This window comes from Streptomyces spinosus, assembly GCF_020400655.1.
Taxonomy (GTDB): Bacteria; Actinomycetota; Actinomycetes; order Streptomycetales; family Streptomycetaceae; genus Streptomyces; species Streptomyces argyrophylli.
The window spans coordinates 334,184-346,562 of record NZ_JAINRC010000008.1 but is presented as its reverse complement, the minus strand read 5'-3'; the positions used below and the strand labels follow the sequence as shown (position 1 = coordinate 346,562).

15 protein-coding genes and 1 pseudogene are annotated in these 12,379 nt (G+C 71.8%); 6 read left to right on the top strand and 10 right to left on the bottom strand.

The features are described from left to right. Positions 1-281: 281 nt before the first annotated feature. A complete protein-coding gene (locus LG395_RS17820; protein ID WP_171156159.1) occupies positions 282-686 on the bottom strand; it encodes a winged helix-turn-helix transcriptional regulator in 405 nt (134 codons plus the stop codon). Positions 687-830: 144 nt separating this feature from the next. On the opposite strand from LG395_RS17820, the gene LG395_RS17815 reads away from it, so the two are divergent. Next, the gene (locus LG395_RS17815) at positions 831-1,703 is read left to right on the top strand and encodes an SDR family oxidoreductase (protein ID WP_225810403.1); all 873 of its coding nucleotides are present in this window, start codon (positions 831-833) and stop codon (positions 1,701-1,703) included. A 28-nt stretch (positions 1,704-1,731) separates the two neighbouring features. Here the strand turns inward: LG395_RS17815 and LG395_RS17810 are convergent. Then, positions 1,732-1,884: pseudogene (locus tag LG395_RS17810) on the bottom strand (transposase); the annotation flags it as partial. 586 nt (positions 1,885-2,470) lie between these two features. On the opposite strand from LG395_RS17810, the gene LG395_RS17805 reads away from it, so the two are divergent. The 3 genes from LG395_RS17805 to LG395_RS17790 all read left to right on the top strand — a co-directional run bounded on the left by LG395_RS17805 (position 2,471) and on the right by LG395_RS17790 (position 5,028). Beyond that, entirely contained in the window at positions 2,471-2,899 is a 429-nt protein-coding gene (locus LG395_RS17805; RefSeq protein ID WP_171156155.1) for a hypothetical protein, read from the top strand. A 481-nt stretch (positions 2,900-3,380) separates the two neighbouring features. Continuing rightward, positions 3,381-3,746 (top strand): hypothetical protein, encoded by a 366-nt coding sequence (locus LG395_RS17800; protein ID WP_225810402.1) that lies wholly within the window; start codon positions 3,381-3,383, stop codon positions 3,744-3,746. A gap of 322 nt (positions 3,747-4,068) precedes the next feature. Further along, positions 4,069-5,028: a D-2-hydroxyacid dehydrogenase family protein gene (locus tag LG395_RS17790; RefSeq protein ID WP_225810400.1), complete on the top strand. Its 960-nt coding sequence runs from the start codon at positions 4,069-4,071 to the stop codon at positions 5,026-5,028. A 132-nt stretch (positions 5,029-5,160) separates the two neighbouring features. Here the strand turns inward: LG395_RS17790 and LG395_RS17785 are convergent, their stop codons facing one another. Then, positions 5,161-5,739: a DUF2087 domain-containing protein gene (locus LG395_RS17785; protein ID WP_372463365.1), complete on the bottom strand. Its 579-nt coding sequence runs from the start codon at positions 5,737-5,739 to the stop codon at positions 5,161-5,163. A 203-nt stretch (positions 5,740-5,942) separates the two neighbouring features. Between LG395_RS17785 and LG395_RS17780 the strand changes: the two genes are divergently transcribed. Further along, positions 5,943-6,236: a chaplin gene (locus tag LG395_RS17780; protein ID WP_171156148.1), complete on the top strand. Its 294-nt coding sequence runs from the start codon at positions 5,943-5,945 to the stop codon at positions 6,234-6,236. Positions 6,237-6,334: 98 nt separating this feature from the next. Here LG395_RS17780 and LG395_RS17775 read toward each other — a convergent pair whose 3' ends face one another. From LG395_RS17775 to LG395_RS17745, 7 genes are all read right to left on the bottom strand, one after another. Continuing rightward, complete coding sequence (locus LG395_RS17775) at positions 6,335-7,201, bottom strand: tyrosinase family protein (protein WP_171156146.1); 867 nt, start codon at positions 7,199-7,201, stop codon at positions 6,335-6,337. Continuing rightward, the gene (locus LG395_RS17770; RefSeq protein WP_225810399.1) at positions 7,185-7,688 is read right to left on the bottom strand and encodes a tyrosinase family oxidase copper chaperone; all 504 of its coding nucleotides are present in this window, start codon (positions 7,686-7,688) and stop codon (positions 7,185-7,187) included. The genes LG395_RS17775 and LG395_RS17770 overlap by 17 nt, the downstream gene beginning before the upstream one ends. Before the next feature lie 101 nt (positions 7,689-7,789). After that, entirely contained in the window at positions 7,790-8,302 is a 513-nt protein-coding gene (locus LG395_RS17765; protein ID WP_225810398.1) for a hypothetical protein, read from the bottom strand. A 301-nt stretch (positions 8,303-8,603) separates the two neighbouring features. Next, entirely contained in the window at positions 8,604-9,116 is a 513-nt protein-coding gene (locus LG395_RS17760) for a DUF5949 family protein (RefSeq protein ID WP_225810397.1), read from the bottom strand. A 159-nt stretch (positions 9,117-9,275) separates the two neighbouring features. Continuing rightward, the gene (locus LG395_RS17755; RefSeq protein WP_171156141.1) at positions 9,276-9,563 is read right to left on the bottom strand and encodes a hypothetical protein; all 288 of its coding nucleotides are present in this window, start codon (positions 9,561-9,563) and stop codon (positions 9,276-9,278) included. Between the two features lie 133 nt (positions 9,564-9,696). After that, a complete protein-coding gene (locus LG395_RS17750; RefSeq protein ID WP_225810396.1) occupies positions 9,697-10,635 on the bottom strand; it encodes a hypothetical protein in 939 nt (312 codons plus the stop codon). A 172-nt stretch (positions 10,636-10,807) separates the two neighbouring features. Further along, positions 10,808-11,047, bottom strand: a complete 240-nt coding sequence (locus LG395_RS17745) for a chaplin (protein WP_171156139.1) — start codon at positions 11,045-11,047, stop codon at positions 10,808-10,810. Positions 11,048-11,260: 213 nt separating this feature from the next. Between LG395_RS17745 and LG395_RS17740 the strand changes: the two genes are divergently transcribed. Then, complete coding sequence (locus tag LG395_RS17740; RefSeq protein ID WP_225810395.1) at positions 11,261-12,355, top strand: DUF3344 domain-containing protein; 1,095 nt, start codon at positions 11,261-11,263, stop codon at positions 12,353-12,355. Positions 12,356-12,379: the final 24 nt, after the last annotated feature.

Below are 12,379 nucleotides of genomic sequence, written 5' to 3'. Positions count from 1 at the left end.
GTGTCTTTCCTGGGAACTTGTCGCGACTGAACGCGGTTCCGACGCGCGGTATCGCGTTGACCATGGCACCGCGGATGGTGACTGTTTCCCCGTGGATTGTACGGTCGACGACGAAACCACCGGATTTCGGTAGGTCGTCGCTCTCGACGAGGTGCCAACCTGCCATGTGCGTCTCTACTGAGGTTGAACTCGCGATGTCGCCGGGTTGCTCAGGTGAGTCTGATTGTCGGGCCGGTCTCGGCGAGGCAGCCGTCTATGACCAGACCGCCGGCCGCCGCCGATTACCTGCTGTGCTCAGTGCGGTCGTCATACTCTTCGCGGGCGGTGATGACTTCTTCGATGTGCAGCACAGACCACTCCGTGAGCGCCTTCAGCGGTTCCCGCAGCGTCTGGCCGAGCGCGGTCAGCTCATACTCCACGTGTGGCGGCACCTCTGGGTAGACGGTCCGGCTGACCAGCCCGTCGCGTTCGAGGGTGCGCAGCGTCTGGGTGAGCATCTTCTCGCTCACGCCCGCCAGCGCCTGCCGGAGCTGGCCGAACCGGGAGGTCCCGTTCCGGCCGAGTTCGCCCAGCACGAGGACCGCCCACTTGCTGCCGATCTGGTCGAGCAGGTCCCGCGACGGGCAGCCGCGCTCGTACGGATCGAATGACGGCATGGGCCCGGTCACATTCTTGACAGCAGCCATACGGCTCACCTCAATGCTTTCGCTCCGGTAAGTACCCTACCAATAAGTGGCTACTCCCCAACAGAGAGTGTGCAGGTCATTCTGTGTTCCATCCTGCGGCGGACGGACCGCGGCAGGCGTGCGAGGCACGCGCGGAAGGAAGGAATGACCATCATGCCGATCGTCGTCACCGGAGCCACCGGCCAGCTGGGCAGGCTCACCGTCGAGGCACTGCTGCGGCGCGGGATCCCGGCCGCGGACATCATCGCGACCGGCCGGGACATCGCCGGGATCAAGGATCTGGCCGACCGAGGCATCGCGGTACGTCGCGCCGACTTCGCGGACACGGACGGCCTGGCCGAGGCATTCGCGGGGGCGGACAGGCTGCTGCTGATCTCGGCCTCGGTCCCTGTGAGCGAGCGGGTCGCCAACCACCGCCGCGTGATCGACGCCGCGGCGTCCGCAGGCGTGTCGCTGCTGGCGTACACGAGCACGACGCACGCGGACACGGCCACCACCGTCATCGGTGCCACGCACGGCGAGACGGAGAAGTACCTGCGGGACCGCGGAATCCCCAGCGTGCTGCTGCGCAACAGCTGGTACCTGGAGAACTACACCAGCCAACTGCCGCAGATCCTGCAGAACGGCGCCGTCGTCGGCGCCGCAGGCGAGGGGCGGATCAGCGCCGCGTCCCGCGCCGACTACGCCGAGGCCGCAGCGGTCGTCCTCACCACCGAAGGCCACACCGGCGCCGTGTACGAGCTCGGCGGCGACGAATCCTTCACCCTGACTGAGCTCGCCGCCGCGATCTCCGCTGCAGCCGGAAAGCAGGTTACCTACGCTGACCTCCCGGAGACCGACTTCGCCCAGGCACTGGCCGCCGCGGGCCTGCCCGCCGAGCTTGCGGAGGTCCTCGCCGACGCCGACCGCGGCATGAACCGCGGCGAGATGTACACCGACTCCGGCGACTTGCGCAGCCTGATCGGACGCCCGCCCGTGACCCTGGCCGAGGCACTCTCGGTCGCCGCCCTGGGTTGAGGTTGAACTCGTGATGTGGCCGGGCCACTCAGGTAGGTCTGATTGTCAGGCCGGTCTCGGCGAGGCAGCCGTCTATGAATTCGGTGCGGTACTGGAGGTGCCGTAGGCCACGCCGGATGCACTGGACGAGGTGTTCGGGGGTGCTGAAGGCGACGTTGGAGAGCCAGCCGCGTCGCAGGAGGGGGGCAGTTGATCCACGAAGTGGGTTGGCTCTGCAGCAGAGTGAGCCGCTCACTGCGAGATCGTCTACGAGATTCCGATCGACCGTCAGTAGGGGATGGTCGGAGACCGCCGCATGGTGGCAGTAGGTATCGGCCTACCTACGGCGCCGGATGTACCAACCCGCCGCCAGCACGATGAGGACGCTGACCACGAAGGCCCACACCGTGACGGCGCCGTCGTATGAACGGTAGGCCACGAGAGCATGCATGCTCTGACGGATACCCAGGACGCTTGGGTGCAGACAGTGACACGCGTGGCATGCAGAGACAAGCAGGTCGGCAACGGCGTGACTGGTGATCCACCGAGCGGCTTCCAAGCACTTGGCCGTGCCGGGTCGGGCCCACCCGGATACGGTGCAGACCCGCGGCAACCTCGCGCATGCCCGCCGTGCCGCCCGAGCCGTGCAGCAGTGAGGTGCACCGGCTACGGCAGCCGTCCCGATCCCCCAACGTCCCCCGGGGGCTTCGGAGTAACGGTCACGGACGGCATCGCCCGGTCCGCAGCCGAGGGAGTTTGCCACCGGCGCGAGCGGCAAGGCGGACTCTATGAGTCAGTCGAACAGCGGCACGAATGGAAGTTCCGTATCCAAGCGGGGTGCGTCCGCCAAGGCGCGGCAGGCCACGGCGAAGGCGACTGCTCCCGCGTCACGGGCGGCGGACAAGGCGGCCGAGAAGACCGGTGACGTCGCGTCGGCGGCGGCCCGGAAGGCCGAACCCGTGGCCTCGGCAAGCACGGCGGTCGTGCACGGTGCGGCCGAGCGTGTCCAAGCCGGACGCCAGGCCGTCGTCGCCGCCTCGGGTCAGGCCGTGGCCTTCGCCAAGACGGCATGGACGGTGATCGCCCATCGGAAGGCCCTCGCCGCCGGTGTCGGCGCGGGGTTGTCGGCGCTGGGTGCCACGTCATACCTGGCGGGTCGTCGCGCGGTGCGCCGCACGCACGGTCCCCTCACCCGGCTGACCGGCGGCCGGATCTGAGCAGTACCCGGAAGCTGCGGCCGGGGGCGGGGACAGCAACGCCGGCGGCAACGAAGCTGGGCGACAGCGGCATTCAGCGCTCCAGCGCGGTACCGACGAGGTGCCGGCGGCGCACGCCGACGACGTCCGCTCGCGTCTTCCATGCGCTTGGCCGCAGCTTCGGGTCCCCCCTTCGGTGCCGGTCCGCCCTCCCGTCCGGGAGGGCTTTTCGCTGATCGGATCAGCGGAGCACGCGGCGTGAACGTTTTCGCGCGTCAGCCCGACGCCGTCAGGTTCCCTCACTTTGCTGAAGCCGACCGCCCCACCGCAACGGGTCACGGCGGCCCCCGGTTGCCCCGGATGTCCATCGAGCGATCATCGGAAGGGGACCGACCTGTCCCTGCGGTACCTCAGGCGCGTTGTCCCGACACTGGCCGCCGCAGCGTGCCTCGCCCTCGCCCCGCCAACGACCGCGCACGCGACAGCCTTGGGCTCGACGCCCGTGCGGACCTTCGAGTACAGCGTGGGCGGCATGACCGTGAAGGTGCCGACCGGTTGCATGTTCACGCACATCGTCCGCTGCCACGGCAGGAAGATCACTTACCAGAACGCCGGCGTCGACTGCGCCTTCGTCGCGGCCCTCAGCAGCGGCTTCTGCAACTGGCGCATCGACTTCACCTACGCCGACACCGACAACCGCACCTACCGCACCTACCGCACCTCACGAGGCAAGACGCACAGTGAGTGCAAGATCGACCCCATGCGGAACAACTCTCCCCAGACCCTCCCTCGTTTTGGCAGGACGTGTGCTCACCTCTACGTCAACGGCGTGCGACGCGTCAGCCAGTGTCACCACATCACCAAGTGAGTCGGTCATGAGTGAGCAGGAGCGAGGCCCGGGGCAGAGGCAGGGGCGCGCGGAAGGTGCGCGCCGGCGGTGGGTCGGTGGGGTTGCGTTCGCGGTGGGGCTCGTGGGAGCCCTGACGTTCTTCGCGTTCTTTCCCGGCCTCCCCCATGTCATCGACTGGGGAGCAGTGCTCGTGGGCCTCGGTGTCGGCGGCCTCATGCGGTGGGGGTGTGTGGCGTGGCTGGGCAGGCGGGAGCGGTGAGAGGGGGCGTCGGGTGGTGCGGGACCGGCGGGGAGGGGTGTTCAGGGGCGCGCTAGAGTCGCCGGACGGGAGGGAGATCTCGTGCGACTTCGCTGTGTGGTGCTGGACGACTTCCAGGGTGTGGCGACCCGGTTGGCCGACTGGTCGGTGATCGAGGACCAGGTGGAGGTCGTCGCGCTGCGCGAGCACCTCGATGGAGAGGACGCCCTCGCCGCGGCGCTCGCCGAGTACGACATCGTCGTGACCTTGCGCGAACGCGTCCCTTTCCCCGGCTCGCTGATCGCCCGCCTCCCCCGGCTGAGGCTGCTCATCGCCTCCGGGATGCGCAACAGCGTCATCGACTACGCCGCCGCCGAGGCGCACGGCGTCACCGTGTGCGGTACGGCGAGTTCCAGCACCCCGCCCGTCGAGCTGACCTGGGCGCTGCTGCTCGGCCTGGCCCGTGGGATCGTGCAGGAGAGCAACGCGCTGCGCGGCGACGGGCCCTGGCAGTCGACCGTCGGCGCCGATCTGCACGGGCGCCGGCTGGGTCTGCTCGGGCTGGGGAAGATCGGCGGCCGGGTCGCCCAGGTCGGCCTCGCCTTCGGGATGCGCGTCAGCGCGTGGAGCCAGAACCTCACCGGGAAGCGTGCCGAGGAGGCGGGCGTCGAACTCGCCGGGTCGAAGGAGGAGTTGCTCCGCGACAGCGACTTCGTGTCCGTCCACCTCGCGCTCGGTGACCGTACCCGCGGCCTCGTCGGCGCCGCCGAGCTCGCCCTGATGAAGCCGACCGCCTACCTCGTCAACACCTCCCGTGCCGCGATCGTCGACCAGGACGCTCTGCTGGCCGCGCTGCACGAGGGCCGTATCGCCGGCGCCGGCGTGGACGTCTTCGACGTCGAGCCGCTGCCGGACGGTCATCCGATGCGCACCGCGCCGCGCCTCCTCGCCACGCCCCATCTCGGCTACGTCTCCCACGCCAACTACACGACGTACTACGGCCAGGCCGTGGAGGACATCCAGGCCTATCTGGCGGGCTCCCCCGTACGCCGGCTGCCCTGAAGACCGCGGCACGACAGGCCCGCCCAGCCGGGCACTACGGCACGGGCCGACCCGTCAAGCACCACGCCACGACCGACCCGTCAAGCACCACGCAACGACCGACCCGGCGCGCATCCCGGCACGGCCGCCCCGTCAAGCGGCCGGAGGCCGTACGCGTTCGTAGACGCCCTCGCTCCGGCGCAGTTCGTGCAGGTCCACGAGGTACCGCCGGAGCGTCACATGGTCGATCCCGTCGGAGCCCTCGCACCAGGCCCGCAGCCGCTCGTTCACGACCCGTTCCGGGTAGGCGACCCCCGGCTCGAAGGTCCGCTCGGCGATGTGCCGGAGCACCTGCTGCTTGCGGGTCCACTGGGCCGGCAGCCGCAGCAGACGCCCGTCCCGGACGAAGGTGGCCACCACGTCGCCCGCGGCGGGGCGCGCGGAGCGCTCCGCTCCCCGCGGGCGGGCGAGTTCGCGCAGCAGGTCGTGGGCGACGGCCAGACCGTCCTCCCCGCCGTCCGTCACGGCACCCTGCTCGCGCAGTCTGAGCAGGGCGAGGGCGGTGTCCTTGAGCGGGAGGCCCGCCGTCTCGGCCACCTGCCGGGTGCTGCGCGCGCCCAGCGCCACCGCCGCGAAGGCCCGCAGCCTGTTCTCCTCGACGAGCAGACCGATCAGTTGCCGTGACCGCTCGTCCGCGTCGGGAACGTCACCGGGAACGTTGTCCGTGTCCACACCCGGAGGGTAGGGGCGGATCCCGGCCGACGCCCGTGGATTTACACCCCGGCCCCGCCCGGCAGCCCCCACCCCGCCCGGCCTGCCTGTTAAAAGAGTGATCCCCCGCTGATCACCGTGACCAGCCCGGTGCGGCGCCGTTGAACGGGAAGTGCGGCGGCTGCTCCGCCGTCGCGTTTACCGAGCTACAGAAGGAGAACGTGATGTCTCGCATCGCGAAGGCGGCCGGTGTCGCGCTCGGCACCGGTGCCGTGGTGGTCGGCGGGGCCGGGCTGGCCCTGGCCGACGCAGGTGCCGAGGGTGCGGCCGTCGGCTCGCCGGGCGTGCTGTCCGGCAATGTGATCCAGGTTCCGGTGCACGTCCCGGTCAACGTGTGCGGGAACACCGTGGACATCGTCGGGCTGCTGAACCCGGCCTTCGGCAACGCCTGTGTCAACGACGGCGGCCACGGCAAGGCCGGCAACCCCGGTCCTGGTCAGGGCGGCTACGGCAACTGAGCGGGTCGGCACCCGCGGACAAGAGCCCCGGCACCCCGAACGCCGGGGCTCTTGCCGTTCCCGCCCGGTACGCGGGCACGTGCGCGCGTACCGGCTGCTCACGCGTACCGGTAGATCCGGCTCACGTCCTCAAGCTGGTCCGGCGTCTCGTCCCACGGCGGCAGCTTCTCGTGCCGGGCGATGACCCGGTGGTGCTGTGCGTCGGAGCTACCGGGCGGCTCGGCCGGGAGGTAGCGGTGGTTGCGGTGGGCCCGCTGCCAGCGGTACCACTGCAGGTCCACGAAGGCGTGGTGGAGCCAGAACACCGGGTCGTTGACGGACGCGCCGCCGAGCATGGCGCCGCCGACCCACCGGTGCACCCGGTTGTGGTTCTTCCAGGAGCCGCTGCCGCTGCCGGTCCCCCAGCCCTCCAGCTTGTTGCGGAAGCCCTTGCGCACGGTCGAGTCCCAGGGCCAGGCGTCGTAGACGGGGTCGTCCAGTGCCCACCGCAGCTCGCTCCGGGTGGGCAGCCGGAGTGGTGCAGCGGAGCGGCCGAGGTCCCGGGTGAGGAACCTGCCGTCGGTGACGCCCTCCCTGAGGGTCCAGTGGCCCGCCGCGTAGGCGAACGGACCGGTCATCACCTGCCGGTCGGAACGGCGGCCGTTCCCGCCGAGCAGGTCCTTCGTCCACGGCACCGAGGACGTCGTACGGTCCCGGGTCCAGTCCCAGTACGGCACCGTCACCGAGGCGTCGACGCGGCGCAGCGCTCGCTCCAGTTCCAGCAGGAACCTGCGGTGCCAGGGCAGGAAGGACGGTGCCATGTGGGCGGTGCGCAGCCCGTGCTCGCCGTCGGCGGTGTAGAAGTCGATGTGCAGGCGCACGAACTCGTCGTACTCACCGCGCCGTTTCAGCGTCAGCAGCGCGTCCACGAACCGTCGTCGCTCGCCCGCGGTGAGCGTGCTGACGTCCTTACGCACGTACGTCATGCCGGCCCCCCTGGTGCGCCTGTTCCCCGGTGCCCGCGCCGGAGTGTCCGCCGAACGGGTGCGGCGCCAGGTCGCGCAGCCGTTGGCCGGGCCCGATCTCGTCCACGGCCGCCCGGGTCGCCTCCAGCGGCGTCCGGTACGACGTGTAGTGGTCGATCATGCTCAGCCAGGTGCCGTCGGCCCGGCGCATCAGGTGCAGCGGTCTGCCGTCGACGGTGATCCGCCACTCGATGCCGCCCTCCTCGTGACCCGCGGCGGGCACCGGGATACCGCGGATCCGGCGGCCCCGGTAGCTCTCGTCGAAGGAGCTGCGGCCGGGGTCCTCCGCCGGGGGTGCCGGCCGGGAGGCGGCGACGAGCGGCGCGAGTGCCAGCGCGGTGGCGGACGCCAGCAGCCCCCGCGCCGTCTCCCGCCGGGACGGTCCGGCCGCCTCCGCCCCGGCCCGCCGCTGCGCCGTGGCCCCTGCTCCGCCCATGCCGACGACCATGCTCGCTCCTCCTCTGGTTCACGGTGTTCGTACCGGCTAACCGGCCGGGAGCGCGCGGAGTCACCGCCGGGGGGCCATACGGCGGGTACGGCGGTGCCCGGCTACAGTCCCGGACCCATGCCGGCCTCGCCGTCCGCGGCGGTCCGCAGGACCGGGGGAAGGACGGCCGCCTGCGGAACCTTGGCGCCCGGCAGACCGGCTCCGCCCCCGCCGGGCGTGGTCAGGGGGGCGTCCAGGGACAGGCCGGGGGTGAGGGCTCGCAGGTCGCCGGTGGGTGAGTCCACGTCGACGTGGTCGAAGCCCTCGTCCAGGAGGTGCGGCAGCGGAGCCCTGGCGGCGAGGCCGGGCAGCCCGCTGGTCACCGGCAGCCGGGGCAGGGTCCGGTCCGGGAGGAGCCGGCCTGTGACGTACCGGGGTCCGTCGGGGGCGCCCGGCTTCGGCAGCGGCAGTTCGGCGCCGAGCCTCGGCACCTCCGTGCCGAGCGCCGTGGAGGCGCCGCCCAGGGGCACGGGGACGGGGACCGTACCGGCCGCCACGGCCGGGGCAGTGGCCCCCACGGTGGCCGCGACGCCCGTGACGACGGCGGCAAGGATTCCTCGGGTGGTCGGCTTCATGTCAGGTACGGTCCCTTTCGGAGATGCGGGGGTTGGAGGTCCGTACCGGGTAACGAGCGGAAAACGCCTTCATTTCGCGATTCCCCCGAGTGCCGTAATAGTCGGCTCGTCCAGAAGTCCCACCGGCGGAGGTCGGCGCCGGTGTCCCGACCGCGCCGGGACGCACGAGCGGAACACACGAGCGGAACACCCCGCAGCCATGAACGGAGCCCGACGCCGAAGCGGCACCCGGCCTCGGAAGGACGAGGCGTGCGGACGGGCGAGGGGGCGAGCCCGCCGCTTCCGGCCGCGTGCCGGGACATCAGGCACGCAGGCTGCGGGCGGGCAGGTAGACGTGCGCGGCGGCGTTCGTCGTCTCCGGGGCTCCCGCGAACGCGGCCAGCTCCGCGCCCGCGACCGGTCGGCGGGGGCCGGTCGTGGGGCAGACGCGGGTGGTGAACATGAAGTAGGTGTATCCGAGTCTCCCGACCGCCTCCAGCCACTCCGCCGGCGGCGTGACCTGAGTGGTGACGTCCGGCATCTGCAGGACGATCTGGCCGGCGACGACCAGCATGCTGACCTTCAGGCTCGGCCGGGTGGTGCCGTCGACGGGATCGCCGCCGACCGGCAGGCGCATGTCGTCCAGAAGCCGTGCCACGGCGGCGGACGCGCCCTGCGGGCCGCCCGGCCCGTCACCGAGGGAGCAGGCGAGCAGGCAGGGGGTTCTGCCCGCGCCCTCCTCGTTCCTGGCCATCCAGGCGAGCAGGGCGAGCGTACCGAGGTCGGTGGCGCGCAAGGGGCGGAAGGGGAGGATTCCGCTGGGTGCTGAGGTCACCGCGCGACCCTATCGACGGGCCGTCGCGTGCCTGGCGGTTCGTCACCCTTCCGGAGCAGCGTCCCGGGCCACTCCACTCGATGGGGGGATGCGGACCCGTCACACACCGAGGGCCGGCTCCGCGTGGCTGCGGGACCGGCCCGGACGGGACGGACGGCGTCAGCGCTTCAGGGGCAGGCCACCGAGCAGCGGACGGTGGTTGACGGTTGTGGTGACGTCCTTCAGCCGGCTCAGCACGGACCCCTTCTTCTCCGTGTCGAGCGCGTTCGACTGGTGCTGTAGCGGCATCAGGTCCTGCACGGTGGGCGGCTGCTGCGTGAGCTGGTCGAGCGCGCCGTTGACGCTCATGGGCGGCAGGTGGTGGGCGTCGTAGGCGAACGCGGGTGCGGCGACGCCGGCAAGGGCCACGGAACCCGCGACTACGGCGGCGGCCTTCAGGGATTTCATCGTGTTCCTTTCTTCGGCAACTCACGTCACCCAGGGGTCTTTGACGCCGTGCCTAACGATGCCCGGCCGGGCCGGAAACTCCATGTGGAGAAGACATATGAAATTGCCGTGCGGCCGCCCGGGATCACCCGCCTCAGCCGGTCGCCGACGGGCTCGGCTCCGCGGGGAGGCTGGGCAGCGAGGGCAGCGATTCGATGCTGGGAGCGGCCGTGTCCTCGTCGAGGAGGGCCGGCCCCACCAGGTCGGTCAGAGAGGTCACCACGTCGGTGGCGGACGACAGGAGCTGGTCCAGCTGCCCGGTGACCGCCTTCACCAGGTTGTCGATCGCGGTCTCCAGCTCGGCCAGCGCGTCATCGGTCAGGTCACGGGACGAGGGCGGGTTGACGAAGTTCACGTGCCGCTCGGCCGCCCGCGCGGTGAGGGCCGCCGGGGCGGCGGAGGCCGCGGGGGCGGACGCTGACGCGGCGGCGGTGGGGCGCGCGGACTCGGCGGAGGCCGTCGGGGACGCCGGAGCGGTCGGCGTGGCGGAGGCGGTCGGAGACGAGGGGGCCGTGGCCGTCGCGGGCTTCGCGGAGGCCGTGGCCGTCGCGGGCGCCGTGGCCGTCGCGGGCGCCGAAGGAGCCCCGGGCTTCGCGGTGGTCGCCGAAGAGGCGGGGGCCGTAGGCTTCGCCGCGGCCGCCGGCTTCGCCGATGCGGCGGGGGCCGAGGATGCCGTCGGCGTCGCCTGGGCGGGCGCCGTCGGGGCGGCGGGCTTCGGGTCGGTGGCGGCCTTGAGGACGGCTTGCTTCGCCGCCTCCCCCAGCCGTCCGGCCTCGGCGGCGGGAAGGCTGCCCTTCTCCAGCGACCGGCTGAGGAGGTCGACGACCGGGGCGAGTTCGGGACGGGCGGCGCCGAGGGCCCTCGCCCGCGCGAGCAGCTTCTCCTTCTGCGCTGCCTGGACAGGCGCCCGGGAGGCGGCACGGTCGTGCCCCCGGGACGGGTCGGCGGCGAGTGCGGCCGGGCCGGTGATGCCGACCAGGACGGACGCGCACAGGGCGGCGGACGCGAGACGCCGGACGGGCAGATCACGCATGGGTGTTCCTCTCGGTGAACGGTGGGGACCTATGACCACCGTCAGTTCACCGATCAACCTGCGCAACCGCTCGCGCACGCCTCGTGATCCATTCGGAGGAGCACGAAACCGGCCGGCCGCCCCGCGACGTGCACGCGAGGCGGACGGCCGGCCGAAGGGCTGCGTCCCGACGTCAGTCGTTGACGCAGGCGTTGCCGAACGCGGGGTTCAGCAGGGCGATGACGTCGACGGTGTTGCCGCACACATTGACCGGGACGTGGATCGGAACCTGGACGACGTTGCCCGACAGCACGCCCGGCGACTTGGCGGCGACGGCGCCCGCGCCGGCGTCGGCGGAGGCAGCGCCGGCACCGCCGGCGACGGCCGCGACGGCGGCGGAGGTCAGGACCAGGCCCTTCGCGATACGCGACATGGAGAGGTGCTCCTTGGGATCGACACAACATCCGAGCGGATGCCCGGCGCAGTGTCAACGCGCGGCGCTGCCAGGGGTTGTGCCGCCAATGGGGTGACATGAGGACGGAATGCCTTCACCTTTCCAACACACTTGCCTGTCTTGTCCTTATTTGTACGTATATCGACTAGAGTTGCGGATCTCCTCAGTCCGTGCGAAAGGGCACCGCCGGCCATGCGCAATCTCCTCGGTCCGCTGCTGCGTACAACGGCGGGCGCCCTCGCCTGCACCACTCTCGGCGTCCTGCCGGTCCTGGCGGCCCCCGCCGCGGCCCGGGCCGGCGCGCGGCCCTCCCCCGAGGCCGCACCGGTCTTCGCCCTGCGCCATCACGCCGTGCAGCGCGGCGGCTTCGTCCGCGCGGCCAACGCCTCCGTCGGCTGCCGCGCGCCCAAGGCATCCGCATGCCGGGCCGTGCGGACGGGAGGCACCGGGGCGAACGCCGACGCCGACATGGTCTACGTCGACGTCGACGACGACCCCCGCACCTACGACTCCTCCCGGGCCGAGGTCCGTGTCCCCGAGGGCGGCCGGGTGACGTACGCCCGGCTGTACTGGGGCGGCAATCCGCGCGCGGGCGAGCGGAAGCCACCGCACGACAACGGGCGGGTACTCGTCGCCGGACCGGGCGGCACGTACAAGGAGGTCCTCGCCGACACGGTCGAGGGCCACCGGGTGGCAGACGGCGCGAACGCCTTCCAGGCCTCCGCCGACGTCACCCGGCTGGTACGGCAGAGCGGCTCGGGACTGTACACCGTCGCGCAGGTCAACATCGCCACGGGCAGGCCGGCGGCCGGGGCGTGGGGCGGCTGGACCCTGGTGGTGGCGTACGAGAACCCGGCGGAGCCGCTGCGCGAGCTGGCTCTCTGGGACGGGCTCGAGTCGCTGGACACCCCGGTCGAGGTCCGGCTGGCCGGGACGCGCGTACCGGCCGGGGCGGGTGGACGCGTCGGTCTGGTGGCGTACGCCGGCGACCGGGGCAGTGTGGGCGAGACGTTCACGCTCTCCGTGGGGCCCCGGCGTACGCCCGTCGCACTGCACGACTCCGTCAATCCCCAGGACGACGTACTCAACTCCACGATCAGCGAACCGGGTGACGTACCCGTCCGGCGGATCCCGGACTACGCCGACACGCTCGGCTACGACTCCGACATGTTCGATCTGGGCCGGGCTCTGCGGCGCGGCGGTGACCAGCCCGGCTTCCGGCTCGTTTCCCACGCGGACGCGGCATGGGCCGGCGCGCTCTTCGCCGCCGTGGACGCCCGTAAGTAGCAGGCGCGTTCACGACCGCCGTCC